General features: G+C 64.8%; 26 protein-coding genes and 1 pseudogene. 12 read left to right on the top strand and 15 right to left on the bottom strand.

Annotated elements, in window-relative coordinates:
• Position 1 precedes the first annotated feature (1 nt).
• Positions 2-730 carry a TetR/AcrR family transcriptional regulator gene (locus P6U27_RS12730; protein WP_129145414.1) on the bottom strand — a complete coding sequence of 243 codons (729 nt, stop codon included), beginning with the start codon at positions 728-730 and terminating at the stop codon, positions 2-4.
• A 104-nt stretch (positions 731-834) separates the two neighbouring features.
• Between P6U27_RS12730 and P6U27_RS12725 the strand changes: the two genes are divergently transcribed.
• The 6 genes from P6U27_RS12725 (at position 835) to P6U27_RS12700 (ending at position 5268) form a co-directional block, all read left to right on the top strand.
• Positions 835-2232, top strand: a complete 1398-nt coding sequence (locus tag P6U27_RS12725; protein WP_407194144.1) for a carotenoid oxygenase family protein — start codon at positions 835-837, stop codon at positions 2230-2232.
• A 121-nt stretch (positions 2233-2353) separates the two neighbouring features.
• Positions 2354-2617: a hypothetical protein gene (locus P6U27_RS12720; protein ID WP_122406572.1), complete on the top strand. Its 264-nt coding sequence runs from the start codon at positions 2354-2356 to the stop codon at positions 2615-2617.
• A 75-nt stretch (positions 2618-2692) separates the two neighbouring features.
• Complete coding sequence (locus tag P6U27_RS12715; protein ID WP_129145416.1) at positions 2693-3268, top strand: hypothetical protein; 576 nt, start codon at positions 2693-2695, stop codon at positions 3266-3268.
• Between the two features lie 12 nt (positions 3269-3280).
• Positions 3281-3835 (top strand): inner membrane-spanning protein YciB, encoded by a 555-nt coding sequence (locus tag P6U27_RS12710; protein ID WP_209296525.1) that lies wholly within the window; start codon positions 3281-3283, stop codon positions 3833-3835.
• 104 nt (positions 3836-3939) lie between these two features.
• Entirely contained in the window at positions 3940-4236 is a 297-nt protein-coding gene (locus tag P6U27_RS12705; protein ID WP_122402448.1) for a hypothetical protein, read from the top strand.
• Positions 4237-4353: 117 nt separating this feature from the next.
• A complete protein-coding gene (locus tag P6U27_RS12700) occupies positions 4354-5268 on the top strand; it encodes an SH3 domain-containing protein (protein WP_129145428.1) in 915 nt (304 codons plus the stop codon).
• Between the two features lie 254 nt (positions 5269-5522).
• On the opposite strand, the gene P6U27_RS12695 is transcribed toward P6U27_RS12700, so the two are convergent.
• Together P6U27_RS12695 and P6U27_RS12690 are read right to left on the bottom strand one after the other, a co-directional pair.
• A complete protein-coding gene (locus P6U27_RS12695) occupies positions 5523-7178 on the bottom strand; it encodes a fumarate hydratase (RefSeq protein ID WP_407194143.1) in 1656 nt (551 codons plus the stop codon).
• Positions 7179-7386: 208 nt separating this feature from the next.
• Positions 7387-7770: a hypothetical protein gene (locus P6U27_RS12690; protein WP_245163300.1), complete on the bottom strand. Its 384-nt coding sequence runs from the start codon at positions 7768-7770 to the stop codon at positions 7387-7389.
• A gap of 97 nt (positions 7771-7867) precedes the next feature.
• Between P6U27_RS12690 and P6U27_RS12685 the strand changes: the two genes are divergently transcribed.
• Positions 7868-8341, top strand: coding sequence for a hypothetical protein (locus tag P6U27_RS12685; protein WP_209296374.1), 474 nt, complete (start codon positions 7868-7870; stop codon positions 8339-8341).
• 153 nt (positions 8342-8494) lie between these two features.
• On the opposite strand, the gene P6U27_RS12680 is transcribed toward P6U27_RS12685, so the two are convergent.
• Positions 8495-9484 carry an integrase core domain-containing protein gene (locus tag P6U27_RS12680; RefSeq protein WP_407194142.1) on the bottom strand — a complete coding sequence of 330 codons (990 nt, stop codon included), beginning with the start codon at positions 9482-9484 and terminating at the stop codon, positions 8495-8497.
• Positions 9485-9694: 210 nt separating this feature from the next.
• Between P6U27_RS12680 and P6U27_RS12675 the strand changes: the two genes are divergently transcribed.
• Together P6U27_RS12675 and P6U27_RS12670 are read left to right on the top strand one after the other, a co-directional pair.
• The gene (locus tag P6U27_RS12675) at positions 9695-9868 is read left to right on the top strand and encodes a hypothetical protein (RefSeq protein WP_164937146.1); all 174 of its coding nucleotides are present in this window, start codon (positions 9695-9697) and stop codon (positions 9866-9868) included.
• 119 nt (positions 9869-9987) lie between these two features.
• The gene (locus P6U27_RS12670) at positions 9988-10662 is read left to right on the top strand and encodes an isoprenylcysteine carboxylmethyltransferase family protein (RefSeq protein ID WP_209296373.1); all 675 of its coding nucleotides are present in this window, start codon (positions 9988-9990) and stop codon (positions 10660-10662) included.
• Between the two features lie 28 nt (positions 10663-10690).
• Here P6U27_RS12670 and P6U27_RS12665 read toward each other — a convergent pair whose 3' ends face one another.
• The 9 genes from P6U27_RS12665 to flgB form a co-directional block, all read right to left on the bottom strand.
• A complete protein-coding gene (locus tag P6U27_RS12665) occupies positions 10691-11398 on the bottom strand; it encodes a glutathione S-transferase (protein WP_407194141.1) in 708 nt (235 codons plus the stop codon).
• Between the two features lie 130 nt (positions 11399-11528).
• Complete coding sequence (locus P6U27_RS12660; protein WP_407194140.1) at positions 11529-12530, bottom strand: Tim44 domain-containing protein; 1002 nt, start codon at positions 12528-12530, stop codon at positions 11529-11531.
• Between the two features lie 325 nt (positions 12531-12855).
• On the bottom strand, positions 12856-15441 hold the full coding sequence (gene cckA / locus P6U27_RS12655; protein ID WP_407194139.1) for a cell cycle histidine kinase CckA: 2586 nt from the start codon (positions 15439-15441) through the stop codon (positions 12856-12858).
• 154 nt (positions 15442-15595) lie between these two features.
• Positions 15596-16675 carry a flagellar biosynthesis protein FlhB gene (gene flhB, locus P6U27_RS12650; protein ID WP_122402440.1) on the bottom strand — a complete coding sequence of 360 codons (1080 nt, stop codon included), beginning with the start codon at positions 16673-16675 and terminating at the stop codon, positions 15596-15598.
• Between the two features lie 13 nt (positions 16676-16688).
• Entirely contained in the window at positions 16689-17459 is a 771-nt protein-coding gene (gene fliR / locus P6U27_RS12645) for a flagellar biosynthetic protein FliR (RefSeq protein WP_122402439.1), read from the bottom strand.
• A 17-nt stretch (positions 17460-17476) separates the two neighbouring features.
• Positions 17477-17740 carry a flagellar biosynthesis protein FliQ gene (gene fliQ / locus P6U27_RS12640; protein ID WP_060736542.1) on the bottom strand — a complete coding sequence of 88 codons (264 nt, stop codon included), beginning with the start codon at positions 17738-17740 and terminating at the stop codon, positions 17477-17479.
• Positions 17741-17908: 168 nt separating this feature from the next.
• Positions 17909-18217: a flagellar hook-basal body complex protein FliE gene (gene fliE / locus P6U27_RS12635; RefSeq protein WP_407194138.1), complete on the bottom strand. Its 309-nt coding sequence runs from the start codon at positions 18215-18217 to the stop codon at positions 17909-17911.
• A gap of 17 nt (positions 18218-18234) precedes the next feature.
• Positions 18235-18660, bottom strand: coding sequence for a flagellar basal body rod protein FlgC (flgC, locus tag P6U27_RS12630; RefSeq protein WP_122402437.1), 426 nt, complete (start codon positions 18658-18660; stop codon positions 18235-18237).
• A gap of 39 nt (positions 18661-18699) precedes the next feature.
• Positions 18700-19104, bottom strand: coding sequence for a flagellar basal body rod protein FlgB (flgB, locus tag P6U27_RS12625; protein WP_407194137.1), 405 nt, complete (start codon positions 19102-19104; stop codon positions 18700-18702).
• A gap of 351 nt (positions 19105-19455) precedes the next feature.
• Between flgB and P6U27_RS12620 the strand changes: the two genes are divergently transcribed.
• The 3 genes from P6U27_RS12620 to P6U27_RS12610 all read left to right on the top strand — a co-directional run bounded on the left by P6U27_RS12620 (position 19456) and on the right by P6U27_RS12610 (position 22003).
• A complete protein-coding gene (locus P6U27_RS12620; protein ID WP_129145423.1) occupies positions 19456-20430 on the top strand; it encodes a flagellar biosynthetic protein FliO in 975 nt (324 codons plus the stop codon).
• Positions 20427-21182, top strand: a complete 756-nt coding sequence (gene fliP, locus P6U27_RS12615) for a flagellar type III secretion system pore protein FliP (protein WP_407194136.1) — start codon at positions 20427-20429, stop codon at positions 21180-21182. The genes P6U27_RS12620 and fliP overlap by 4 nt, the downstream gene beginning before the upstream one ends.
• A 170-nt stretch (positions 21183-21352) precedes the next feature.
• On the top strand, positions 21353-22003 hold the full coding sequence (locus tag P6U27_RS12610; protein WP_407194135.1) for a hypothetical protein: 651 nt from the start codon (positions 21353-21355) through the stop codon (positions 22001-22003).
• 21 nt (positions 22004-22024) lie between these two features.
• Here the strand turns inward: P6U27_RS12610 and P6U27_RS12605 are convergent.
• Positions 22025-22258 (bottom strand): annotated as a pseudogene (locus tag P6U27_RS12605) (hypothetical protein); the annotation flags it as partial.
• A gap of 81 nt (positions 22259-22339) precedes the next feature.
• The gene (locus P6U27_RS12600) at positions 22340-26080 is read right to left on the bottom strand and encodes a tetratricopeptide repeat protein (RefSeq protein ID WP_407194444.1); all 3741 of its coding nucleotides are present in this window, start codon (positions 26078-26080) and stop codon (positions 22340-22342) included.
• Positions 26081-26296: the final 216 nt, after the last annotated feature.

Here is a 26296-nt window from a genome sequence, read left to right as displayed (position 1 = left end):
CCTACGTCGGAAATTTCGCGGCGTAGGTCGACTTCAAGATCGCCTCCAGAAGCTGCTCCGCCGTGGTGCCTGCCGGCAGCCGCTGCAAAATATCCTCGAGCCGGCCGTCGAGCAGCAGCATGGTGAAGCCATGCACCATCGACCAGGCCCGCGCGATCGCGGCGCCCTGCTCCAGCGTCAGCGTATCGCCGCTGATCCGCTCCTGCCGCATGGTGGCGATGGCATTCGCAAGCCCGGCGAAAGAGGCTTCGGCCGCCTCGTGCAGCGACGGCCTGGAATAATCGAGGCGCTCGGTGCGGAACATGATGCCGTACATGCCGGGATGGGCCTGCGCGTAGGCGACATAGGCTTTCGGCCGCGCCAGCGCGCGTTCCAGCGGCGTGGTCGCGCTGTCACAGGCCGACGCCATCGCCGCGTTGAATTGGCGGAAGCCGACCGCCGCAAGCTCGCTGAGCAGACCGGTGAGATCGCCGAAATGGTGCGTCGGTGCGGCATGCGAGACGCCCGCCTCGCGTGCCACCGCGCGCAAGGTCAGGCCGGCAAGCCCATCGCGCTCGAGCACGCGTTCGGCGGCCAGGAGCAGCGCTTCGCGCAGGGCGCCGTGATGATACGGCGTCTCGGTTTTCGCGCTCGTCGCGCGGCGTGGTGGATGCGATGCCGCGGTCGAGATCGTTCTTCTGGGGGTACGCGAGCTTCGCGCCGTTTCGCTCTTGGTGTCGGTCTTGGCCATTTGCAAGCTATATGACGCAATATTGACAGTGTAAAGATTTCACTTGACGGACGCCGCGATCGGCTCTATTCGATCTTTACGATGTAAAGATAGGAGGGATCGCCGTGCAGCACGACGCCATCACCGAGCGCCGCAACAATATCGCGCCGATCCCGTTCGAGGCTGACGCACCATTCCTCAAGATCGTCGGCGAATTGCCCCGAGAGCTGAACGGCACGCTCTATCGCAACGGCCCCAATCCGCAGTTCGATTCGCCCGGCGCGCACTGGTTTGTCGGCGACGGCATGCTGCACGCCTTCCATATCGAGAACGGACGTGCGAGCTATCGCAACCGCTGGGTCCGCACGCCGAAATGGCTCGCCGAGCACGACGCCGGCCGCGCGCTGTTCGGCGGCTTCGGCCGCAAGCTGCCGCACGCCCCTGCCAACCTCACGGACGGCGGCGTCGCCAACACCAACATCATCTTCCATGCCGGCAAGCTGCTGGCGCTGGAAGAAGCGCATCTGCCGACCGAGATCGAGCCGGGCACGCTGGCGACGCGCGGCTATCACAACTATCTGGGCCGCGTCGTCGGCAGTTTTACCGCGCATCCGAAGATCGACCCCCTCACCGGTGAGCTCGTGTTCTTCGGCTACAACGCCGCAGGTCCGCTGACGCCCGCTCTCTCCTACGGATCGATCGACGCCTCCGGCAAGGCGACGCGCTTCGAGCGGTTCGAGGCCCCCTATGCCAGCATGGTGCACGACTTCATCGTCACCGCGAACCATGTGCTGTTTCCCATCCTGCCCATCACCGGCAGCATGGAGCGCGCGATGAGCGGACGCCCGCCCTATGCCAGGGAGCCGGACAAGGGTGCCTATGTCGGGGTGATGAAGCGCAGCGGCACGGCCAAGGACATCGTCTGGTTTCGTGCGGAGGCCTGCTACGTGTTCCACGTCATGAATGCGTGGGAGGACGGCGACCGCATCGTCGCTGACGTCATGCAATTCGAGGAGGCGCCGCTGTTTCCGCATCCCGACGGCCGGCCGACAGATCCGGAAAAATCGCGCGCGCGCCACTGCCGCTGGACCTTCGATCTCTCAGGCAATACCGACCGTTTCCAGCAAACATATCTCGACGATCTCACCGGCGAATTCCCGCGTATCGACGATCGTCGCGCCGGGCTGAAGAGCCGTCACGGCTGGTACGCCTGCGCCAATCCGAAGCTGCCGATGTTCGGCGCGCTCTCAGGCATCGTTCATGTCGACGGCAATGGCAGGCGGCTCGGCCACTATCTGCTGCCGGCCGGCGACACCATCTCCGAGCCGGTGTTCGTCGAGCGGTCGAAAGATGCGGCCGAGGGCGATGGCTGGCTGCTCGCGGTGATCTGGCGCGCGCGGGAAAACCGCAGCGACCTCGCCGTGTTCAATGCCACCGACATCGAGGCTGGCCCCGCCGCCTTGGTGCAGCTCGGCCACCGCGTGCCCGACGGCTTCCACGGCAATTGGGTGGGAGCCGGGTAGCTCCCGTCATTCCGTGGCGCGCCAATTGCCGCGAGCCCGGGATTCATTTCGCGACACGTGTTGCTGCCCGATGGATGCTCGCGCTGACGCGCGCGCCGGAATGACGAAAGAGGACTTTTCCATGCACATGCCCTCGATCTTCGCAGACTGCCTTGCCGTCCTCGCCTTGACCGGCGCTGCACTCGCCTTTCAGATGATCCGGTTGCGGCGGAGCCGCCATGTCGTCTTCAACGGCGGCGTCCTGCTCTGCCTTGGCCTCTTGGCCGCCGCCGCGCTGCCACTCCTGTCGCGCCTGCCCTGGGCGGAATTGGCCGACGAAGTGTCCGACCAAGCCGTTGCAGCACTTCATCTCTTGGAAGTTACCTATGTTATTTTGACACTGTAAAGATTTCGCTTGACCCGGCTTCGCCTCTGAATTATTGATCTTTACATCGTAAAGATTGGCATGACCGAGGCGCCCATGACGATTTTCCTGATCCTCGCGCCCTACGGCGCCTTCACTTTCCTGACGCTGGTGACCTCGGCCATGATCAGCGTGTTCGCGGCCAGCGCGATCTGTCTTGTCACCGTCGCGATCGATGTGGTGCGCGGCCGCTCCGTGAAGATCCTCGCGGTAGGCTCGGCCGTCATGTTCGCCGCGATCGGCCTCTCCCTCGCGCTGTTCGACCCGGCAATCGACACGCTCCGCATCAAGCTGTTGGTCGACATCGGCATCTTCCTGATCTCGCTCGGCTCGATGCTGGTCCGCCATCCCTTCACGCTGCAATATGCGCTCGAATCGGTACCGGCCGAGACGGCGGCAATGCCCGGCTTTCTCCGCGCCAATTATATCATCACCGGCGCGTGGACCGCGGCCGCGCTGTTGATGGCGGCCGCCAATCTCGTGCTGCTCTACGTCCCCGGCCTGCCGCTCTGGTCGAGCCTTGCGGTCGCCTTCGCCGCCCGCAACAGTGCGATCTACTTCACAAAGTGGTATCCCGAGTATCGCCAGATCAAGTACGGTACGCCCGCCCGCGCTCTTCCCGACGCCCGCTGAACAGGATCGATGATGAAGGACGTATTCGCCCGCCTCGCCTCCGACTTCCTCTCCGCTATCGTCTTCCTGGCCGTCTATCTCATCACCGACAACGTCATCCTGGCGACGTCGGTGGCGATCGCCGGAGCGATCGCGCAGGTGATCTACGCCCGCGTCAAGGGGCAGCCGCTCAACTACATGACCTATGCGAGCCTCGCGCTCGTCGTCGTGCTGGGCACGGTCACGCTGCTGACCAACGATCCGCGCTTCATGCTGGCAAAACCCTCGATCGCGCATTTCGCGATCGGCCTCATCATGCTCAAGCGCGGCTGGATGCTGCGCTACATGCCGCCGATCGTCGCCGATACAGTTCCGGAATATGTCACGGCTGCAGGCTACGTCTGGGCGGGGCTGATGTTCGTGATCGGCGTCGGCATGATCGTGGTCGCCTCCACGGGCGATCTGAAGCTGTGGGCGTTCTACATCACGGTGGTTGCCGGCGGCGCCAAGATCCTGGCCTTCGCCGTGCAGTATGTGGTGCTGCGGCTCGTCGTCACCAGCCGGCGGCGCGCCGCCGCCCGCGCCTAAATGCCCTATCGCAGGGTTGGGCAGGAACTGCGAGTTGAGCTATAGGCTCGCTCAGGACGGCCGCGGATGGTCGCGGACCGCCGAAATTTGCTCGGGAGACGGGAATGGCCGTAGACGGCAACTGGAATCTGACCATGACGACGCCGATGGGCGAGCGCCAGGCGACGCTGAGCCTGACCGCTGCGGACGGCACGCTCACGGGCACGCAGGGCGCGGAAGGTAATACGGCCGAGATCTTCGACGGCACCGTCTCTGGCAACAACGTCTCCTGGAAGGTCTCGATCACCAACCCGATGCCGCTGACGCTCGAATTCACCGGCACGGTCTCCGGCGACAGCATCAGCGGCGAGATGGGCATCGGTCCGATGGGCAGCTTCCCGTTCACGGGCGCGCGGGCCTAAAGCATGATCCGGAAAAGTGCGAAGCGGTTTTCCGGAAAGATCATGCGTAAACAACAAGCTAAAGCGCGATGACGATTCATCCAAATTTCATCGCGCTTTAACGCCGCGCGCCCCATGATGCGCCCGCTCCGTCTCATCGCCGCGGCGGTGCTGTCTGTCGCGGCACAAGCCGCGCGCGCCGATGACACCGAACCGGCGTGGCGCGCAAGTGCGCTCGCCATGGTGCCGGCAGGCTATATTGCAGGCACCGCCTACCGAACCGAGGGTTCGACCGGTTATCTCGCCGTCTATCCCGCGACATCGAACGATCCGAAGACACCGGCGAGCGTGTTCGCGGCGCGCCAGGCCCTCGTCGTCACGCTCACACCCGACGCTACACGCGCGGTGTCAGCCGAGATCAAGCCGCGCAACGATCGCGATGACGACGACAGCGATTTCGCAAAGCTGCACGCCGAGCTCGCCGGCAGGCGCACGACGCTCCCTGATGGCACCGAGCCCTGCAGTCTCGGCGCCTGGTCCATCGACAAGGATCCCAACGGCCTCAACGTGCGCGCCGAGCCGTCAGCGACGGCGCGTGTGCTCGGCACTCTGCCGCCGCCCTACCGGCTGAAGCTTGGCGGCGCCGAGAACACTCCCGACGGCGGCTGGCTCACCGAATTCCGCATCATCGGTTTCAAGGGCGGCTGGTTTCTGATCGAAGGCGCGAGGCCCCCGGGCAAGGACTACGAGGACGAGAAGCGATATCCGCGCAGTGCGCCAAAGCCCTATGCCGGACGCGGCTGGGTCGCGTCGAACAAGGTCGGGGCGAATTACGCCAATGGCTACACGCGCGCGGGCGGGCTGTTCCAGGCGCCTTTCATCGATGCCAAATGGACGCCAGCACAACGCGAACTCGGCGGACCGATTGATGGCGACGGCGGACCGAAACGCATCTTGGCCTGCAGCGGCTTCTGGGGTCTCGTCGAGAGCCACGATGGCGTCCGCGGCTGGTGGCGCGCGCTGTGCTCGAATCAAGTCACGAATTGCAGTTAAAGCGCGATGAGATTTGGATGAATCGTCATCGCGCTTTAGCTTGTTGTTTACGCATGATCTTTCCGGAAAACCGCTTCGCACTTTTCCGGATCATGCTTTAGAACGTCGCAGCTTCCTGCCGTCATGGCCGGGCTTATCCCGGCCATCGACGTCTTCTTCGCCGCACCAGGAACGTGGATGCCCGGGACAAGCCCGGGCATGACGATTGTTAGGGCACGGGCATCATCGTCCGCACATGAGCGCGGATGGAGCAGCTAGCCCAAATTCAACTCTTTGAAGAAGTCGTTGCCCTTGTCGTCGATGATGATGAACGCGGGGAAGTCGACGACTTCGATGCGCCAGATCGCTTCCATGCCGAGCTCGGGATATTCGAGCACCTCGACCTTCTTGATGCAGTGCTCGGCGAGGTTCGCCGCGGCGCCGCCGATCGAGCCGAGATAGAAGCCGCCGTATTTCTTGCAGGCCTCGCGCACGGCCGGCGCGCGGTTGCCCTTGGCCACCATCACCATCGAGCCGCCCGCGGCCTGGAACTGGTCGACGAAGGAATCCATGCGGCCCGCGGTGGTCGGACCGAACGCGCCGGAGGCGTAGCCCTCGGGCGTCTTGGCGGGACCAGCGTAATAGACCGGATGGTTCTTGAAATAATCCGGCAGCGGCTCGCCCTTCTCCAGCCGCTCGCGCAGCTTGGCATGGGCGCTATCGCGCGCGACGATCATGGTGCCGGTCATCGAGACCCGCGTCTTGATCGGATATTTCGAGAACGTCGCCAGGATGTCCTTCATCGGCTGGTTGAGATCGATCTTGACGACCTCGCCGCCGAGCGACTCTTCGACCTGTGGCAGATATTGCGCCGGGTTGTGCTCGAGCTCCTCGAGATAGACGCCGTCCTTGGTGATCTTGCCGAGCACCTGGCGGTCGGCCGAGCACGACAAGCCAAGCCCGATCGGCAGCGAAGCGCCGTGCCTGGGCATGCGGATCACGCGGACGTCATGGCAGAAGTATTTGCCGCCGAACTGCGCGCCGACGCCGAGCGACTGCGTCATCTTGTGGATTTCCTTCTCCATCTCGATGTCGCGGAAGGCGTTGCCATCAGGCGAGCCGTGGGTCGGCAGAGCATCGAGATAGCGGGCGGAGGCGAGCTTCACCGTCTTCATGCAGAGCTCGGCCGAGGTGCCGCCGATCACGATGGCGAGATGATAGGGTGGGCACGCCGCGGTGCCCAGCGTCAGGATCTTTTCCTTGAGGAAAGCGAGCAGCCGGTCCTTGGTCAGCACCGAGGGCGTCGCCTGGAACAGAAAGCTCTTGTTGGCGGAGCCGCCGCCCTTCGCCATGAACATGAACTTGTAGGCGTCGTCGCCCTCGGCGTAGATCTCGCACTGCGCCGGCATGTTGTTGGCGGTGTTCTTCTCCTCATACATCGAAAGCGGCGCGACCTGCGAATAGCGCAGATTGCGGCGCAGATACGCATCGCGCGCGCCTTCGGACAGCGCCGCCTCGTCGTCGCCGTCGGTGATGACGTTGCAGCCCTTCTTGCCCATGATGATCGCGGTGCCGGTGTCCTGGCACATCGGCAGCACGCCGCCGGCGGCGATATTGGCGTTCTTCAAAAAGTCCAGCGCGACGAACTTGTCGTTCGGGCTCGCCTCGCTGTCCTCCAGGATCGAGCGGAGCTGCTTCAGATGGCCGGGCCGCAGATAATGGTTGATGTCGCCAAATGCCGCTTCCGACAGCGCCCGCAGCGCCTCGCGCGACACCACCAACATGTCCTTGCCGAGGACCTTCTCGACCCTGACTCCCTCGGACGAGATCTTCTTGTAGGGTGTCTCGTCCTTGCCCAGCGGGAACAGCGGGGTGTGCTTGTAGGGCGGAACAGGCTTGGACTGGTCGGGGAAAGCGGTGGGAGCGTTCATGGGGCAAATCTCGGGGTTTTGCGGCCCTGGCGGGCCTCTCAGCATAGAAGCGTTCTAAGCTTTTTTGCCGCAAAGGGAAGCGCCCGGGAAGCCCGCCCGGCTCATGGGGACCCCTGGATTTCACGATCCCTCGCCACCTGGTCTGACTGATCGACCGCGTAGGGAGCCTCCACAAGCTCCCGCGTCCCTTCAAGCAGACCCGGACGACCTATGTTGGGCAGGCCTGAAGCGGCAAGACACTCGATCCTCGCCCCGATGCTATACGGGCGGCTGCAATGGGATTGCCCTGGGAAATCCAGTCAATGATCTCATCGAGATCACGAGCCGCCGACTCGTGACTGACGACCTTCATTCGCCCGGGTGCTGCTTGAAGTACTACTTGAGGCGCTCCTTGAACTCCTCGAGCGTGAGCCGTCGCGCATTCGGAATCCGACCGACGGCGGCGAACCTCCTCGACCTGCTCGTCGGTTAGCCGATAGACGCTGTAGTCCTGCGACTCCATGAGCATCAGAATCTTCGCTGCGTCCTCCTGGCGTTCGGGCGGCCAGGTCAGAACGCGGTCCAGGATTGCCTTTACCTGCTCCTTGCTCATGTGTTCTTTATGTCACGCACCTGCCAGCAAGGAAGACCCTGCCCTTGCGCTTCGCACCCGGCGACGCTTGAATGCGCGCCCTAAGGGGCTTTTCATCATGATTTTGAAACTGAACGTCCGCGGCGCGATCCTGGTCGCCGCCGCCATCACCGGTCTTGTGACCCTCTCCTCGCCTGCGCACGCCGATCGCTGTGACGACAGCGCCAAGGAGCTGGCGAACCAGATCGACCGCCTCAAGGTGAATTTCCGCGCCGCCAACATCGTCTATCTTTCGCACCCGGCCGCCAAGGAGCTGTCGGTGGGCTGCCGTGGCGACAAGTATTCGATCGAGCTCTATGCCAAGAGTGATCGCAAGCCGAAGCCGGAGTTCTATGCGCTGGTCGGATCGATGGCGGCGATCGTCTTCACCGTGACCAAGGACGACACCACGACGGGCGCGACGCGCTGCCTGAAGCGGATGGGCCTATTGCGCGGCGACAAGATCAACATGCGCTATCGGCGACTCAACATGGAATGCACGCGCACCAAGACGGAGGCGTCCATCGCCATCACGCGCGGCAAGGACGAATAGGACACTCGCCTTCTCTTCGGCCACGCGCTCGCGACGCGAGGCATCGCCTCGCCGGCCGCCACACACTCGGTCATTGCGAGCGCAGCGAAGCAATCCAGAATCTTTCCGCCGAGGGACTCTGGATTGCTTCGCTTCGCTCGCAATTGTCGATGTTCAATAATTCGCTGATTGGATCGCGGTGGTCTTGGAAGCGGCGAAAGCCTTGGGAGTTTGTCCTGCCAAGGCCTGATGGGGTCTGTGGTTGTTGTAGTAGACGAGGTACTCGAACAGTTCATTGGCGAAGTGGTCCAGGTTGTCGAAGGTCGCGCCGTCGATGACGTCGTCATCGAGGGTACGCCAGAAGCGTTCGACCTTGCCGTTGGTCTGCGGCCGATAGGGCCTGGTGTAGCGGTGCTTGATGCCGAGCTCGAGCAGCATGGCCTCGAATGGATGCTCGGCCGGCTTGGTGCGGGCGGCGAACTCGGCGCCGTTGTCGGACAGGATTTCCTGGAAGACGAGCCCATAGGTGACGTTGAGGGTGTTGATCATCTTCAGGGTCTTGAACATGACCGGCAGCGCCTTCTTGGATGTCAGGACCTCGGCCCAGGCCAGACGCGAGCAGCTGTCGATCAGGCTGATGATGTAGGCCGTGACCGGGGGTGGCGCGAGGAACATATCGCGCGGCAATTGATGCAGATCGACGTGGCCCAGCTCCCCGAGCTTGTCCTTGATAATACGGCGTTTCTCCTCGCGCATCGCCGGCGTGCGGCGGTTCAGGCGGTGGCGCTTCAGCACCCGGTAGATCGTGATCGGCGAAGGTACCGTGTCGCGCGTTTCGCGCAAGACGGCATGAATCTCATAACGGTTCATCCCCCGCTTGCGATGGGCGACGATCTCCGCCTCGATCCCTTCCGGCTCGCGCCGTTCCCGCCACTTCGGGCCGCGCCGCCGCGGCAGCAGATCCGCGTCCTCGCCGCTCTGCAGATAGCGATTGTAATACTTGCGGAACGTCTGCGAGCAGGTCCCGTGGTGCCGGTAGAAGTCGCCGACCCGCTTGAACAGCGGCGATCGGCCAGCCTTCACCGCCTCATACTCCGAAATCAGAAAACGCCACTTCTGCAGATAGTTGCGTTCAACCGTTCGGTCATAGCTGTTGTCTCGCATCGGATCGTTCCTCCGCTGGAGCGATCCAATCAGCGAATTATTGAACATGCACAGCAATGACGAGGAGAGAGCCGTTGTCCTCTCCGATCGTATGCTTGCGGAAGCAAAACGGATCCCATGCCCGATCCCTTGCATTTTAACGATTGCCTTGAAGGAAATTTCGCTCATCGCAGGACACGCTCGATTGTATTCATGTGTGAGGATTTGCGGATGAAGGTTTCCACCGTTGCACCGCCGCCGATCGCGATTGTGGTGCCGAGCTACGACACGACCAAGCAGCAGGACGATCAGACCAAGGTCAAGGACGAGGATCCGACCTTTAAGCCGCAGCCGCCCGCGCCGCTGCCGCCGGGTCAGGGCACGCGGATCGATCAACTCGCCTGATCAGGCTTGCCAAAGCCGAAGCGGCCGATCCGGTCGATCGGCCGTTGCGCGCGTCTCGGCCGCATCTTTGCCGGATAGCCGGACCAATATCATGCGCGCCCGAGTCTTGGGAGCTGCGCATGATCGCACGTCTCTTGCTGCAGAACACGATCTTCACCATCGCGATGGGCGCGCTGTTGTTCGGGGCCGCCGGCACGCTGGATTGGCCTTCGGCGTGGGCGTTCCTCATTACCTCCGCTCTGCTCGGTCCGCTTTGCGGCTGGTGGCTCTACCGGCTGGATCCGGCATTGTTGGCGGAGCGTCTGCGTCCGGTCATCCAGAGGGACCAGCCTCCGGCCGACAAGGCCTTCATCACCGCGTTCATCGTCGCGATGCTGGCCTGGCTGATCGTGATGGGGCTGGACCGGCGTTCGCTCGCATCCGAGATGCCGCTTGCCTTGCTGATTCTCGGCTTCCTGCTGTTCCTGCTCTGCGCGCTGTTCACCATGTGGGTCTTCCGCGAGAACTCGTTCGCCGCGCCCGTGGTGAAGCTGCAAGCCGACCGCGCGCAGCGCGTGATCTCGACCGGTCCCTACGCCTGTGTCCGCCATCCCATGTACAGCGGCATGGTCCTGTTCTTCGCCGGCCTGCCGCTGCTGCTGGGCTCGTGGTGGGGACTTGCGATGATGCCGCTCTTCATCGCCTTGCTCGCCGTCCGCATCCTGATCGAGGAGCGCACGCTGCGCGAGGGCCTGCCGGGCTACACCGATTATGCGGCGCGGGTGCACTATCGCCTCATCCCCGGCGTCTGGTGAGCGCACCTCATGGTCCGCACGAAAGCGGCTAATGATCCAGCTCGCGATAGCGCCGGAAGATGCCCTGCTCGTTGAAGGGAATGCGGCGCTCGCTTTCGAGATAGGCCTTGATGTTCGGCCGCGCGGCAATGCGGTCGTGCAGACCCACAAGACCTGGGACATCGGATTCGAACGCCTTCATGCGCTTGGGGAAGGCATAGCGCAGTCCATCGACGATCTGGAATAGCGAGAGGTCGACGTAGGTCAGGCGGCGACCGGTGACATAGGTGCCGCCGCCCCCGGCGAGAAGCTGCTCGAAATAGCCGAGATATTTCGGCACGCGCTCGCCCCAGAACTCGGCCGTGCGCTTCTTCGCCGGCGCCTTCTGATCCTCATAATAGAGCGAGGGCCCGAGCGGATGATGGGTGTCGTGGATCTCGACCACGAGGTCGGTGATGGTGAGCTGAAGCTGGTGCACCCAGAGCCTGCCGGCTTCCGTGTTCGGCGCAAGCCCATGGCGGGCGCCGAGATAGAGCAGGATGTTGGCGGTCTGCCCGATGACGAGCTTGCCCGCTTTCAAGAACGGCGGCGCGAAAGGCGGCGTGCCCTTCTGCGTATCCATCATCTTCATCATCGCAGCCGTTCCGCGCGGGCCGCGCGCGACGTCGACGTAAGCGGCCCCCGCCTCCTCCAGCGCCAACCGCACATATTCGCCGCGGCCCTGAATCTCAGGCCAGTAGTAGAGCTCGTATTTCATGGAAGTGGTCCGTGAGCGTGGAGCGACGGACCAATCTAGCACGCAGCCGACGCGTGGCGAGAGTGGTGGCCTCAAATGAAAAGGGCGCCGTGCCTGAGCACGACGCCCCTCCTTGCTAGATCGCTTGCGATCAGTTGGTTTGCTGGATCGCCGACAATTCCCAGCCGGTGCCCGGCCGGCGGGCGAAGGTCCAGATCTCGGTCGCCTCGCCCGGCTGCTCGCTGCCAGCAACGATCGCGCCGGTGTTGCGGTCGATCGTCTTGTCGGTGAGTGCGAAGCGCAGCGCCACCGTGGCGTAGTCGGTCTCGCCTTCGCGCCAGGCTTCCGCGAGGTCGCCCTGCAACAATTTCACGTTGGTGACCTTGTTGACGACGTTGCGCGCGCGGTTCTGCGCAAGATCCTGCTCGAAATACGAGACCATTTCCGGCGTCGCGAGCGTGTGCAGCTTGGCCACATCCTCGTTCGACCAGGCGGTCTGGATCTCGCCGAGCAGGCGCTCGAACGCCTCGTAGTCATCCGGCTTGATCTCGAGCGGGGCGTTGTTGGCGCCGAACCCGAAGCCGCCAAGGCCACCGGCGAGGCCGCTGCGATAGTTCGTCTGCGGTCCGGGCGCTGCGCCGGCGTCAGCATTGGCATAGGCCGCCCGCGGGGCGTGACGACGCTGCCACCAGGACATTGCCAGCCGCACCACGAGCACCACCAGCGCGATCTGGATGATCAGGCCGAGGATCGAGGACAGGCCGCCGAGGCCACCGAACAGGCCGCCGCCGAACAGCATGCCGAGCAGGCCGGCACCGAGGAAGCCGGCCGCAAGGCCGCCCAGGAAGCCGCCGCCGCGGCCGAACAGGCCGCCGCGCGCCGGCGCGGAAGCAGCCGAATTCATGCCCGTACCCGGCTGGGTGTAGGTGCGGTTGAACTGCGAGGTCGAGCCCGGTGCGGTCGTGGTCGACGGCGGTGCCGAATAGGTGCGCGAACCGCGCGAACCCGACGACATGCCGCCACCGACGCGCGCGTCGGCGGACGACATCGCCAGCGCGGTCGGCAGCGCAAGCGCCAGCACGATGGCGATCATCTTGAAGAGATTGCGGGAGCGTAGCGAGAAAGTCATGTGCGTTTCCCAAATCCCCGGCATGGGGACGTGCGCCTAAGATGGGCAGACTTCCCGAAAAGTGAAGCCGGTTTCGGAACTTATGGCTGCGGCCCTCAGTCGCGGGGATGTGGCAAAAGCCCATATTTCGCGGGGGTTTGGCCGGGGGCGCGAGGGAACGGTGGTCGAGGGATACCGGCGGCTATACGGCCGGAATTCCGCTTTTTCCTCGTCATTGGAGGCGTGGCTCTCTCGCCACGTCATTGCGAGGAGCAATTGCGACGAAGCAAATCCAGACTGCCACCGCGGAACGATTCTGGATTGCTGCGCTGTGCTCGCAATGACTGAGAATGCGGAAGCGGCCCTCGCCTCACCCCTGCTTCGTCATCGTCTCCTTCACCGCCGCCACGAGCTGGCTCAGTGTGAAGGGCTTGGGCAGGAAGTCGAACTGCTGGCCTTCGGGCAGGCTCTTCTCGAAGGCGTCCTCGGCATAGCCGGAGACGAAGATGAACTTGATGTCGGGGTTCTTTTCCCGCATCGCCTTCAGCAGCGTCGGGCCGTCCATCTCGGGCATGACGACGTCGGAGACGACGAGATCGATCGCCCCGCTCTGCTCCTCCAGCACCTCCATGGCCTCGACGCCGTTCTCGGCCTCGACCACGGTGTAGCCGCGCGAGCGCAGGCCGCGGGCGTTCAAGGCGCGCAGGCCCTCTTCGTCCTCGACCAGCAGGATGGTGCCTTGCCCGGTGAGGTCGGTGCGGGGCTTGGCCTCCGTCGCCGCAGGCGCTGCTTCCTTCGCGGCACCATTGGTCGCGCTGGCCACAGCCGCGGGCTGCTCGACCTGCACCTCCGGTTCGGCGAGATGGCGCGGCAGGAAGATGTGGAACGAGGTGCCCTGCCCCGGCTCGGAATCGACGTAGATGAAGCCGCCGGTCTGCTTGACGATGCCGTAGACGGTGGAGAGCCCGAGGCCGGTGCCTTTACCCACTTCCTTCGTCGAGAAGAACGGCTCGAAGATCTTATCGCGGATGTCGGCGGGAATGCCGGTGCCGGTGTCGGCGACCTCGATCCGGACATAATCCGCAGCCGGCATGCCCTTGTAGGCGAGCTTGCCTGCGTCGTCGGTGGTGACGTTGGCGGTGCGGATGATCAGCTTGCCGCCATCGGGCATGGCGTCGCGCGCGTTCACCGCGAGGTTGACGATCACCTGCTCGAACTGGGAGACGTCGACCTTCACCGGCCAGAGGTCGCGGCCATGGACGAGGTCGAGCTTGACCTTCTCGCCGATCAGCCGGCGCAGCAGCATGGTGAGATCGGAAAGCGCGTCGCCGAGATCGAGCACCTGCGGCCGCAGCGTCTGCCGCCGCGAGAATGCCAGCAGCTGCCGCACCAAGGTCGCGGCCCGCGTCGCGTTCTGCTTGATCTGCATGATGTCCTGGAACGACGGGTCGGTCGGCTTATGCGCGTTCAGCAGGAAGTCGTTCGCCATCATGATGGCGGACAGCACGTTGTTGAAGTCGTGGGCGATGCCGCCGGCGAGCTGGCCGACCGTCTCCATCTTCTGGGACTGGTTGATCTGGTTCTCCAACGCGCGCCGCTCGGTGGTCTCGAGCATGTGCACGATGGCGGCTTCCGCCTCGTTCTCGGCGGCATCCACCGGCGTGACGAAGAACTGGCCCCAGCGCTCCTTGGTCCCCTCCAGCGCCACCTCGACCGGCGCGATGTCGGCCTGGCCTTCCGCGGCCTGGTTGATGGCCGCGATCAAGAGGTGCCGGTCGCGCGAATTGACCGCGCGGAAGATCGACTTCGAGGCGCTGTCCAGCCCCAGCGCCTGACCGAGCTTGGCGTAGCGCGCGTTGGCGCGCACGACGTTGCCGGCGCGGTCGACGGTCGCGATCGCCATCGGCGTATGGTCGAAAAAGCGCATGAAGCGGACTTCGGCGGCGCGGTCGGGATCGCTGCGCTCGTCGCGGGCGCGGCTGATCACGAGCGTGCGCGACGGCCCCGGCGCGCCGTCGGCGCCGAAGGCGAGCTTGTGATAGAGCCGCACCGGCATGGTCTTGCCGGTGCGCATGCGCAGGTCGATGTCGAAGACCTCGGTCTTCACCTCGCCCGGCACCGCCACGATCGAGGTCAGCAGTGAGGCGCCGTCGCCGGAGACGATATCGGTCAACTTCAATCCGCCCGAGCCGATCTCGGCGAGGTCGTAGTCGAGCCAGTTCGCCAGCGTCGCATTGACGTAGGCGAGCTCGCCGGCCGGATTGACCGAGAAGAAGCCGCACGGCGCGTGATCGAGATATTCGATCGCGTGCTGCAGCTCCTGGAACACGTCCTCCTGGCGCTCGCGGTCGCGGGTGATGTCGGCGATCGACCACACCGCATATTTCGCCTCGCGCTTGCCGGTGCCGAGGGGGCGCACGCGCATGCGCAGCCAGCGGCCCTGGCTGCCGTCGTGGCCGGAGATGCGTACCTCTTCCTGCTGGCGCTTGCCCTCGCGGGCGGCCTTGAGCAGGCGGAACACGGCTTCGGAGACGTCGGGGTTGCCGATGAAGACGCGCTCCACGGGCCGCACGTCCTGCGGGCCGCTGGCGCCGGTCAGCGTCAGATAGGCCGCGTTGGAATAGACCACGTGTCCGCGCGCGTCGGTGACGGCGAGCCCGTCAAATGCGTGATCGGAGATGCGGGCGATGATCGGGTCGTCGAGATTACGGTCGGCGAAGCGGATGATGCCGGCGGCAAAGGCGAACAGGTTGAACAGGCCGACCATCGCCAGCACGGCGAGGATGCCGAGGATATAGGGCTGCGCCTGCGCGCGCCCGAGCGTCATCAGCCCGACGGCGACCGCGACGAGGCCCGCGGCCACCAGCAGCACCAGCGCGATGCTGCCCGAGCGCGGCGACGGCTCTTGCGTCGCAACGGGCTCGCGTGTGAGGTCGTGGTCGGTCTCAGCAGTCATCTCGAGCTGGCGCAGCCTGTCGGCAGAGAATCAACGCGCCGCGGGGCGCGTGGGGTCCTCCCTGCCTGAATCGGACCCTGAGGTGCAAGGGCAGCAGGGGCGAAAGGTACGCTGATTCCCAGATTACGGCCATTTCCGGTACTTTTCGGGTCTTTTACCCCCGCCCGCCGCCGAATCCGCGCTTCAGCCGCATGACATAGCCGATGACTTCGGCGACGGCATGATAGTGCTCGGTCGGGATTTCCTGGTCGATGTCGACCGTGGCGTAGAGCGCGCGCGCCAGCGCCACGTTCTCGACGATCGGAATGTCGTGTTCGCGCGCGATCTCCCGGATCTTGAAGGCGAGGTTGTCGACGCCCTTGGCGACGCAGATCGGCGCGGTCATGCCGCGCTCGTAGGACAGCGCCACCGAATAGTGGGTCGGGTTGGTGATGATCACGGACGCCTTGGGAACCGCCGCCATCATGCGCTTCTTGGCGCGCTGCTGCCGCAGCTGCCTGATCTTGCCCTTGATGTGCGGGTCGCCTTCGGACTGCTTGAACTCCTCCTTGATCTCCTGAAGCGACATCTTCTGCCGCTGGAACCAGCTGCGGTACTGGAAGAAATAGTCGGCGATGGCGACGATCGCGAGCGCCGCGACCACCGCGCCGAGCAGATGAATGGTCATGCTGGTGCTGGCGCCGAGCATGGCCGCCGGATCGAGCCTGACCATCGCCTCCATGCGATGCCGCTCCGGCCACAGGATCATGGTCATGACCACGCTGAGGGCGACCAGCTTGCCGATGCCTTTGAGAAAATTGGCGGCCGCCTGCTTGCCGAAGATGCGCTTGAAGCCGGCGCCGGGCGAAATCTTGCTGAATTTGGGTTTGAGGGACTCGGCCGACCACACCAGACGGTGCTGCAGCATGTTGCCGGCAATGGCCGCCAGCACCAGCATCAACAGGGGCACGCCGATCGCGGCAAGGACGGCGAACTCGATCTGCTGGGTCAGCGCGAGCAGGGCCTTCCCGTCGGTCTTGATCATCCAGGAATTGGCGAGCAGGTTGCGCATCGGTGTCAGCAGCCCGCTGCCGACCGAGCCCGAGAAGGTCGAGACGACGAGTGTGCCGCCCGCCATCATGAACCAGGTGTTGATCTCCTGGCTCTTGGCGACGTCGCCGCGTTCGAGCGCATCGTCGAGGCGCTTTTGCGTCGGGTCTTCTGTTTGACTTTCGGGATCGTTGTCGTCCGCCATCGATCGACCCCTGTCACTTGAGCGGCATCATCTGGTGCATGACACCGATGAAATAGTCGAGAAAGGTGCCCATCATCGCGGTGAGCACCACGGCGAGCACCAGGAAGCCTGCGAAGATCGACAGCGGCACGCCGACGAAATAGACCTGCATCTGCGGCATCAGCCGCGCCAGCACACCGAGCCCGATGTTGAAGACGAGGCCGAACACCAGAAACGGTCCCGAGAGCTGCAGGCCGAGGCGAAAGGCGGCCGCGAAGGCGCGCGTTGCCAGCGAGGCGACGTCGCCGCTCGATACGGTCTCGCCCGGCGAGAAGATCGTATAGCTGTCGTTCAGTGCGGCGATCACCAGATGGTGGCTGTCGGTCGCGAACAGCAGCGTCACCCCCAGCATGGTCAGGAAGTTGCCCACCAGCACGCCCTGCTGTCCCTGCGTCGGATCGACCGAAGTGACGAAGCCGAGCCCCATCTGCTGCGCGATCACCGATCCCGCAACCTGGAGCGCCGACAACGTCACGCGCGCGGTCGCGCCCAGCACGATACCGATCGCGATCTCATGCAGCATCAGCACCAGCAGCGGCGCCAGCGACCCCATGTCGACATGATAGGCATTGCGATGCAGCGGCAGGATGATCAGCGTGAGCAGCAGCGCGATCGACAGCTTGATCCGCGTCGGGATGTTGGTCTCGCCGAGGCCGGGCAGCAGCATCACCATTGCGCCGACCCGGGCGAAGGCGAGCATGAAGGAAGCGGCGAGCGCCGGCAGCAGCGAGACGTCGATGCGCATAGTTCACGCATTGTGCCTCAGCCGCCGATGATTCGCGACGAGATCCGCAGCATGTGGGCGTGGAGCGAGTCGGCCATGAATGGCAGCGCCAACAGCATCGTGGCGAAGATGGCCAGGATCTTCGGCACGTAGATCAGCGTCTGCTCCTGGATCTGCGTCAGCGCCTGGAACAGCGACACGACGACGCCGACCACGAGACCGACCACCATCAGCGGCGAGGACACGATCACGATGGTCCAGATCGCATCGCGTGCGACGTCGAGGGTCTCGGGTCCGGTCATGGTCAGAATTCCTTGTTCAATCTTCATCCCGCCACCACGGCGAGGAACGAACGCTCCCTCCTCGTCATTGCGAGCGAAGCGAAGCAATCCAGACTGCCACCGCGGAAAGATTCTGGATTGCTTCGCTGCGCTCGCGATGACGCCTGGGGCGAGCGCCAGCGCGAAAAATCAGATCGGCATCTTCATGATGTCTTCATAGGCTGCGATCACGCGGTCGCGGACCGAGACCAGCGTGGACACCGCGACGTCGGTGTCTGCGACCGCCGTCACCACGTCCATCACGTTGGCCTTGCCGGCTGCCATCGCCACAGTCTGCGCGTCGGATTTGCGGCCGGAATCCATGACGCTGCCGACGGCGTCCTTCAGCAGCGAAGCAAAGGATTGCCCACTCGGCTCGCTGCCCTTGCCGGCGCCGCTGTTCTCCAGCACGCGGGCGAGATTGGCGTAAGCATTGGCGGCGATTGTCGGTGATGCCATGGCTTAAGGTGTCCTGTTCAGCTCTTGAGGATGTCGAGCGTGCGCTGGATCATCCGGCGCGTCGCACTGATGATGTTCAGATTGGCCTCGTAGGACCGCTGCGCGTCGCGCATATCGGTCATCTCGACCACCGAGTTCACGTTGGGATACTTGACGTTGCCGCCCGCATCCGCCGCAGGGTTGTTCGGCTCGTATTTGACGCGGAAGGCGGACTGGTCGGGCTTGATTCTGCCGAGCGTGACGACCTGCGCGTCGAGCGTGCGGTCGAGCGCGGAGGAGAAGGTCGGAACCTTGCGCCGATAGGGATCGCCGCCGGCGGTCTGCGCCGTCGAATCCGCGTTCGCGATGTTTTCCGAGATCACCCGCATGCGCCCGGCCTGCGCACGCAGGCCGGAGGTCGCGATCGCCATCGAGCGGGCAAAGTCGCTGCTGTCATTCGCCATGATCTGCCTCCGCTAGCTCTGCTGTTCCCGGATCATGCGCTAGCCCTTGCCAATCGCTGTCTTGAGCAGATGCAGGCTCTTCGAATAGAGCGAGGTCGCCGCCGCGTAGTCCATCTGGTTGCTGGCGGCCTTCATCATCTCCTCCTCGAGATTGACGGCGTTTCCCGCAGGGCGCGTCTCGAAGCCGGCATTCTTGTTCTGGTCGAAGCCCGAGGCCGCGCCTGATGGTTTCATGTGCGAGGCGCTGGTGACGGTCAGCGCCAGGGGGCCCATCGAGCCCGTAACGGCGCCGGTCTTGTCGCGCTTCGGCTCGACCAGGTCGCGCGGCCGGAACTTGGGCGTATCGGAGTTGGAGACGTTCTCGGCCAGGACGCGCTGGCGCTCCTGGTGCCACTGCATCTTGGTACGAAGCGCCGACAGCACCGGGAGGTCGTTGATGGACATCGTCGCGGCTCCTTCCGCCCCTTGCGGACCTTGAGGTCCGAAGCTAGGCAGAATTTGCCGCCTGTATGGTTAACAGCTGGTTAAGGACGCTCGTGACGCATGTCCCCAAGCGAGGCACGATCTTGCGGCCCCGTGATTCTACGCCCCGAAAAGTGGCATTAACCCAACCGTTTGGCGGCGCATGGACTGGGCAAGAAGTCGTTTTGGATCGGGCGATTCATGGGTTATTAAGAGTTGGGGACGGCAAAACTTGCCGTGGAACGTTAACTAATCGCAGTTTGGGGCATCGTCCGCCGTGGTTGGCGAATCTGACCATCGGCACGAGAAAAGCGCCATTTGTCGGGGACAAGTATGCAAGGCAGCCCTATCACCTTCATCGTCGCGTTCATCGTCGTTCTGGCGTTGATCGGCGTCGCTGCATGGCTGGTTCGTCGATTCGGCAGCAGCCGGCTGGGCGCCAACACACAGCGCGGCCGGATGCCCCGCCTCGCCGTGATCGACGCAGCCGCGGTCGATGGCCGCCGCCGTCTGGTGCTGGTCCGGCGTGACAATGTCGAGCACCTGCTGATGATCGGCGGCCCCACGGACATCGTGGTCGAGCCCAATATCGTTCGCGCCGCGCCCAGCCGCGACCAGCTCCCGCAACGTCCGAGCGCCGCCGAACCGCCGCGCCTCGCCCCCATGCCCGATGCCGGCGGCTGGGCGGATGAAGCACCGCGCCCCGAACTGCTCGATCATCCCGAGCCGCAAATGCCCGAGCCGCCGCCGCGGCCCGCGCGCCCATCCTTCGCCGACGAGGTGCGCCGGCCTGCTCCTGCACTGGCCGAGCGCCGCAGCGAGCCGCCCCTGGGGGGCTTTACGCCCGAGCCGGTCGCGCCACGTCCGGATCGCGAACCACGGCCCGAGCCGCTGCCGCCGCGCATCCCCCGCGGCGAGCCGCCGCTGATGCCGCGCCCGCCGCGCGGGAACGAGCCGACGAAGATGCCGCCCGTGCGCGCCGAGCGCGCCGCTGCACCACCGCCTCCTCCGCCCGTGCCGCAGGCTCCGGCCGTTCCGCCGACGGCACCTGCCGCTACGCCCTCGAGCGCCGAGCAGAACCTCGCCGAGATGGCGCAGCGGTTGGAGGCTGCGCTGCGCCGCCCGGCCGGCGAAACGGTCGCGCCTCCGGTTGCACCGGAACCGCCGCCCGCTCCCCCGCGCGCCGCACGCAACGAGCCGCCGGCGCCGCCGGCCCCGCCTGCAAAGCCGGCCGCGGAAAAGACCAGCTTTGAAAATCTCGAAGACGAGATGGCCTCCCTGCTCGGCCGTCCGAAGCCGTCTTCGTGAGATTGCCGGCCCTCCCGCGTAGAGTTCTTTTCCTTTCTGTCCTGTTCAGCGCGGCCTCGCTCGCGATGCCGGCGCATGCCCAGGACATCAGCATCAATCTTGGCGGCGGCGCTGGCGGCGGCGTCACCGAACGCGCGATCCAGCTGATCGCGCTGCTCACGGTGCTGTCGATCGCGCCGTCGATCCTGATCATGATGACGTCGTTCACGCGCATCGTGGTGGTGCTGTCACTGTTGCGCACCGCGATGGGCACCGCGACTGCGCCGCCGAACTCGGTGATCATAGCGCTGGCGATGTTCCTCACCTTCTTCGTGATGGGACCGGTGCTGCAAAAGTCCTACGACGAGGGCATCCGTCCGCTCGTCGCCAGCCAGATCGGCGTCGAGGATGCGCTCCAGCGCGCCTCCGTCCCCTTGCGCGGCTTCATGCAGAAGAACGTGCGCGAGAAGGACCTCAAGCTGTTTCTGGATCTCTCCGGCGAGGCACCGCCAGCCACGCCCGACGATCTCGCCTTACGCATTCTCGTCCCCGCCTTCATGATCTCCGAGCTGAAGCGCGCCTTCGAGATCGGCTTCCTCTTGTTCCTGCCCTTCCTGATCATCGATCTCGTCGTCGCCTCGGTACTGATGTCGATGGGCATGATGATGCTGCCGCCGGCGACGATCTCGCTGCCGTTCAAGCTGATCTTCTTCGTGCTGGTCGACGGCTGGTCGCTGGTGGCGGGAAGTCTGGTGCAGAGCTACGGGGGGTGAGGCGCAAACCCAGATAGGCCGCGGCTCCTTCTACCCCTAAGTGAAATTGACACCGGCGCACGCCTCGGTAACATCGTGGCGTGGGCGCGGGTTCGCTGGATGGAAATCGAGTTTCCCTTAGAGTTTTTACTATATGTAAGGGTATCCAACGATCCCTTCGAGGAACTGCGATGACCGAATCTGGGAGTGAGGAGCAGGTTTTACAGAGGGAGATCGCACGCTTAGAGTCGGAGGGATACGACGTATTCGTGCATCCCCGCGCTCCACTGGTTCCTGACTTTCTCGGAGACTTCGTTCCCGATGCTGTCGCAACTGGAAACGGAAAGAAAATCGTTCTTGAGGTCGCTAGACCATCGACGCGACAGAACGAACGTCTGAAAGACGTTGCCGCTCGCTTCGCTCAACAGCGAGAGTGGGAGTTGAAGGTGCTGTTTGTTGCCCCCACATCTTTGGGTACAACGCTTCCGGTGCAGTCGCGTCAGGCAATCGAAGGTGCTCTGAGTGAGATCGAAAGGCTGCGCGACATAGACGCCTTGCGTGCCGCCTTCTTGCTTGCATGGGCAACGTTCGAGGCCGAAGGCAGGGCGTCGGTCGCAGGTCGCTTCGACCGTCCGCAGACGCCTAGCCGCCTCGTCGAAGTTCTAGGTCAAGAGGGGCTATTGACCCCTACCGACGCCGACCAAATGAGGCTGCTCTCAGAAAAGCGCAATCGGCTCATACATGGCGATCTCGGTACCGATATTGGCGCTGAAGATCTGGAAAGGCTCATCGGCATTCTGAGACAGCTTTCCGCTACCGGCACGCCTGAGCACAGCAATTGATGGCCTTAGGACCCGCCCCTGCCCCTTCAAGTCATACTGCTCGCTGAGGTGGTCGCCGATCTGGACCAGCATGGCGACGCTTTCGGGGAAGCCCGGCTTGTCCCATGTCGCCTGATCGGCGGCGGCGCGGAACTTCCAGCTGTCGCCGTGACGGACGATCAAGATGGCGAAGCTATCCGGGCCATCGACATGGGCCTTCAATTCGGCCCGTGCCATGGCGATGAGTTCGGCTTCGGTCTTGGCAGGCTTGCTCATATCGTCCCTCTCGCGGCATGAAGATGCTTTAGGTTGCCGCCTGACGGGCACCTGTCGAGAGATCCAGAGGTAGCAGGGTCCCTACCGCGTCGTCTTGATCTGCCGCACGACCGGGATCGTGGGCAGCGAGCCGGTGTGGTCGGACTCGTCCTTGGCCTGCGGCGTGCTGGGTCCGCGCGCTGTGGCGTCGGGGAAGCGCTGCTTCATCTCGCGCAGGAAGCCGTCGAGCGTGTCGACGCTGGCGGCGAGCTTGGCGATCTCGGCGAATTCGGCGCTGGAGGCAGCGGCCGGCTTGCTGGCGATATCGAAGGCGAGACGGTCGGCGCTCTCGCTCATCAGCGGCGCGTATTTCTCGCGGAAGCGCGACAGGCCGATCGAGTCGTCGGCGAGCGCGTAGCCGACGGCCGCGCGAATGATATCGCTCTTCTCGACCGCATTGAGCGGCTTGAAATCGCGGAAACGCTCGCCGTAATAGAGCTCGATCTGCTCGGCGGACTCGCGCCAGCGCCGCGCGGCCCAGAAGATGTCGGAGCGGAGGCGCAGCACTTCGCGCCCGGAGACGTTGGAGACGATGTCGAGCGCGAGATCGTGACGGCCGACGTCGCTCTGCGCACGCGCCTCGAGCAGCAGGCGCTGCTGCCGGAGCTCGCCGGAGAGATCGCTGATGCGGCTCGCGCGTAGCGCGGTGATCGCCATGTCAGGCTTGCGATTGGCGAGATAGACCATGGCAAGGCGCGCGGCGACCTGCGCGCGCGCCGCGCCTTCAAGGCGATGATCGACCTGGTACTGCAGCAGCTCTGCGGCCTGGTCGAGCAGATCGATCGAGGCGAGGCGGTCGGCGAGCCGGCGGATCAGCTCGTCGCCGCGACGGCCGATCGGCGTCAATTCGCGGAACTCGTAGAACATCCCGAGCGCCTCGACCGGCGGCAGCTCGTCCCCCTTCGGCCCCAGGAATATCTGCGTGAACAGGTCGGACGCGAGATCCTGCGCCAGGCGCGAGGCTTCGGCGTTCGGCTGGAGCCTGGTCGCAGTGCGCGCCGCCATGAGCGCATCCCGGTAACGCCCGTTCTCGGCATACAACTGCGACAGCATCTGCAGCGTCTTGACCTCGATCGCGTCGCCGCGCCAGGTCATTGACAGCGTCTCGAGCTCGCGCAGCGCCTCTTCCTTGCCGATCTCGTCGCGCTTCTGGCGCAGCGCGACCTCGAGCTGCTTGGCCTCGGCCGCAGCCGGACGGTCGTTCGAGGCGACCGCGAACTTGTAGTCGTCGAGCGCGTCCTTGTCGTGGCCAAGCGCCTCGGCGAGCCGGCCGCGCAGTACGGCGAAGGCCGGAGCAGCCTCAGGCGGGATGCCGACAACCTCGAGCTCGCTGCGGCGCTTGGAGGCGCCGGCATAGTCCTTCACCTCGAGCGATGCACGCATCGCGTCCATCGTCACGATGCGCTGGATGTCGAGCGGCAGGGAGGCGATGGCGAATTCGACGTTCTTGAACTTCTCGCGCGCGTCCGCCCACTTGCCCTGCCGCGCATAGGCGAGCGCCTTCCAGAGCTGGGAATCGTGGCTGTTGCCGATCACGGGATTGGCGAGGTCCTTCAAGCCCTGCGCCGGGCGGCCGATCAGGATGCTCGCGATCGCATGCATGATCAGCGCACCGCTCTCCTCCTTGTTCAGGGGATCGGTCAGCATCACGTCGGTCACGGCCTTCGCTTCGTGATACATGGCACGCGACATGTAGAACTGCGCGAGGTCGAGCCGCGGCAGCGAGCGCAGCGCGGGCTCGACCGCTGCGATCGCCGTCATCAGCTCGCTCTGGCGCGCCATGAAGTTTTCCGACTGGCCCTTGCGCCAGCCTTCGGGGCTGAACACCGGGCGCACCGCGGTCGGCGCCCGCTCGGCCGAGATGTCGACCGGCGACAGCGTCAGCCCGCCCTTCTTGCCGAGGATCACCTTGTCGGAGCCGACCTCGACGCCGACCTCATCGGAGTTCGGCCGGATCGCGATGCCGTGCGCGGATTCCAGCAGCGAGAGATCGACGAGGTCCTGCCGCTTGATGAAGCCGCGTACCGGCCGCTGCGCAGTGACGACATAGAGCGTATCGCCGGCATCGGGATCGGTGAGCTTGTGCAGGAGGCCCGGATTGGCGAAGGGGATCGCGATATTGGCGAGCGCCGGATCGGTGATGTTGCGCGACATCATCAACGGCAGCGGCGTCGCCTGGATCTTGTCGGCGAGCGTCAACATCCAATTGGTCTCCTTGCCGACCTCCTCGCTCGTCAGCGAGTAGACCAGCGGCCGCGTGAGGCGGATGCGCACCGCTTGCCCCTTGTCGAGCGGGATACGGCCGACCTCGCCGATCATGGCGCCGCCCTTGCTGCGGATCGCCTCGACATCGATGGGCTTCGGCGTGTCGAACACCAACCAGACAGTATCGCCGCGGCGGAACGCCGCCGCCGGCGTTGCCACCTGAAGCGGGAACGTCACGCGCAAGCCGTCGCTGTCGCGGCGCGCATCGACGCTGGCGACGACCTGCTGCGCAGCGGCGGGCGTCTCGCTGGGGGGTGCCTTCGGGGATTCCTTGACCGGCTCCTTCGCCGCTTCGTTCACGGCCTGCTTGGGCGCTTCGGCAACCACAGGCTTGGCAGGCGCGGCCGGGGCTGCGGCAGCAGCCGGCGCGGGCGTTGCGACTTCCTTGGGTGTCTCCTTGGGCACTTCCGCAACGTGCGCAGCCTCAGTCGCGCGCGCCGGCCTCGGCGCTTCGGCGACCGGCATTACGGCGGGCGCGTCCGGCTTCGCCTCGGACTTCACGTCAATCTTGGCTTCGCGTGCGATCGTGTCCGATGTGGGCGGCGCGATCTCGCGATGGACATCCTTCGGCTTCTCGGCCGCCGGGTTTTCCGGCACAGGCGCGGGTCCCTGACCGGCAGGCTTCATCTGCGCGATCGCCGCCTCGGGCGTCGCGGCCGACTTGCCCTTGTCGGGTTGGAAGGAGACGTCGACGACATAGTTCTTCTCGTCGCGGAACGAATGCACGTCGGAATCGCCGATCAGCGCGATCTCGACATTAGTCTGGTCGATGTCGGCCTTCTGCTTGATCGAGGCGACGTTCGGCGGCGCCGCGACCACCGCGTCCGCCAGATCGAAATTGAGGTTGGCGTTGAAGACGAGCGTGAGCTTCTGCTCGTTGAGCACGGAGGAGACGCCGACGCCATCGGGCATCTCGAACGCGAAGCGCACGAAGGTCGGCTGCACCGAGGCACGCACACGGATCTGCGGACGTTTCTTGGCCTCGGCGGCGGCGCGCTGGGCGCGTAGCGCGCGCTCGGCCACGCGTGCGCGCTCGGCGAGTTCCTTGACCACGTCCATGGGCAGGCTCGGCGGCGGGCCCTTCCAGCCCTCGGGCAAGAGGTCGACGAAGGTGCGCTCGCCGGCGTTCATGGTGTTGACGGTGACACGCCGCGCCAGCGACAGACGGATGGCGCCGCCATCAGGGTCGCGGCGCGCGGAGTTGACGTAGTCGGGCGCGCCTTCCGGAACCCGATCGACGGGAACGTCGACGGGCCGGTCGAAGCGGATGATGAGGATGGAGCCTGCGGTCGTCACCTCGGAGGGAACGTCCTCGCCGAGCTTGATGACCAGACGGGCAAAGCCGCCGCCGGCGGAAAAGGTCGCCTCGCCCCTGATCGGATCGGCCGCTCGGGCCGGCGCCGCTAGGCCAATCAGGGAACAGGCCGCCAGCAAGGTGGCCCCGCGGACATGTCGCGACAGGCCCCGTGCCAATGCGCGGGCTCGCGACACAAATCCAGCGGCAGCCTCTCGCGCCATTGGCGGCATTTCTTCCAGTTCGGCGGTCATGCCGGCAATGGCGCCGGCGGTGCCGTCGACTGTAGGTCCCGCCAATTAAGGACTTGTTAATTTAATGCTATATCTTGATTTGCGCTGCGGGCAGCGCGCCGTGCCGGATCGAGCGGGAGACGATCCGCAACTTTCGGATTTGAGACGCAGTGGATTAAGGAGTTGTTAGCACCTGCAAGCGGTGCC

Source organism: Bradyrhizobium sp. STM 3566, assembly GCF_045571445.1.
GTDB lineage: Bacteria > Pseudomonadota > Alphaproteobacteria > Rhizobiales > Xanthobacteraceae > Bradyrhizobium > Bradyrhizobium vignae.
This window is presented reverse-complemented; position numbering and strand designations above follow the sequence as displayed.

Bases quoted from the DNA above. Each gene is read 5' to 3' on its own strand.
- P6U27_RS12730 (WP_129145414.1), bottom strand. From the start codon at position 730: ATGGCCAAGACCGACACCAAGAGCGAAACGGCGCGAAGCTCGCGTACC.
- P6U27_RS12720 (WP_122406572.1), top strand. From the start codon at position 2,354: ATGCACATGCCCTCGATCTTCGCAGACTGCCTTGCCGTCCTCGCCTTG.
- P6U27_RS12715 (WP_129145416.1), top strand. From the start codon at position 2,693: ATGACGATTTTCCTGATCCTCGCGCCCTACGGCGCCTTCACTTTCCTG.
- P6U27_RS12710 (WP_209296525.1), top strand. From the start codon at position 3,281: ATGAAGGACGTATTCGCCCGCCTCGCCTCCGACTTCCTCTCCGCTATC.
- P6U27_RS12705 (WP_122402448.1), top strand. From the start codon at position 3,940: ATGGCCGTAGACGGCAACTGGAATCTGACCATGACGACGCCGATGGGC.
- P6U27_RS12700 (WP_129145428.1), top strand. From the start codon at position 4,354: ATGCGCCCGCTCCGTCTCATCGCCGCGGCGGTGCTGTCTGTCGCGGCA.
- P6U27_RS12695 (WP_407194143.1), bottom strand. From the start codon at position 7,178: ATGAACGCTCCCACCGCTTTCCCCGACCAGTCCAAGCCTGTTCCGCCC.
- P6U27_RS12690 (WP_245163300.1), bottom strand. From the start codon at position 7,770: ATGAGCAAGGAGCAGGTAAAGGCAATCCTGGACCGCGTTCTGACCTGG.
- P6U27_RS12685 (WP_209296374.1), top strand. From the start codon at position 7,868: ATGATTTTGAAACTGAACGTCCGCGGCGCGATCCTGGTCGCCGCCGCC.
- P6U27_RS12680 (WP_407194142.1), bottom strand. From the start codon at position 9,484: ATGCGAGACAACAGCTATGACCGAACGGTTGAACGCAACTATCTGCAG.
- P6U27_RS12675 (WP_164937146.1), top strand. From the start codon at position 9,695: ATGAAGGTTTCCACCGTTGCACCGCCGCCGATCGCGATTGTGGTGCCG.
- P6U27_RS12670 (WP_209296373.1), top strand. From the start codon at position 9,988: ATGATCGCACGTCTCTTGCTGCAGAACACGATCTTCACCATCGCGATG.
- P6U27_RS12665 (WP_407194141.1), bottom strand. From the start codon at position 11,398: ATGAAATACGAGCTCTACTACTGGCCTGAGATTCAGGGCCGCGGCGAA.
- P6U27_RS12660 (WP_407194140.1), bottom strand. From the start codon at position 12,530: ATGCCGGGGATTTGGGAAACGCACATGACTTTCTCGCTACGCTCCCGC.
- cckA (WP_407194139.1), bottom strand. From the start codon at position 15,441: ATGACTGCTGAGACCGACCACGACCTCACACGCGAGCCCGTTGCGACG.
- flhB (WP_122402440.1), bottom strand. From the start codon at position 16,675: ATGGCGGACGACAACGATCCCGAAAGTCAAACAGAAGACCCGACGCAA.
- fliR (WP_122402439.1), bottom strand. From the start codon at position 17,459: ATGCGCATCGACGTCTCGCTGCTGCCGGCGCTCGCCGCTTCCTTCATG.
- fliQ (WP_060736542.1), bottom strand. From the start codon at position 17,740: ATGACCGGACCCGAGACCCTCGACGTCGCACGCGATGCGATCTGGACC.
- fliE (WP_407194138.1), bottom strand. From the start codon at position 18,217: ATGGCATCACCGACAATCGCCGCCAATGCTTACGCCAATCTCGCCCGC.
- flgC (WP_122402437.1), bottom strand. From the start codon at position 18,660: ATGGCGAATGACAGCAGCGACTTTGCCCGCTCGATGGCGATCGCGACC.
- flgB (WP_407194137.1), bottom strand. From the start codon at position 19,104: ATGTCCATCAACGACCTCCCGGTGCTGTCGGCGCTTCGTACCAAGATG.
- P6U27_RS12620 (WP_129145423.1), top strand. From the start codon at position 19,456: ATGCAAGGCAGCCCTATCACCTTCATCGTCGCGTTCATCGTCGTTCTG.
- P6U27_RS12610 (WP_407194135.1), top strand. From the start codon at position 21,353: ATGACCGAATCTGGGAGTGAGGAGCAGGTTTTACAGAGGGAGATCGCA.
- P6U27_RS12600 (WP_407194444.1), bottom strand. From the start codon at position 26,080: ATGGCGCGAGAGGCTGCCGCTGGATTTGTGTCGCGAGCCCGCGCATTG.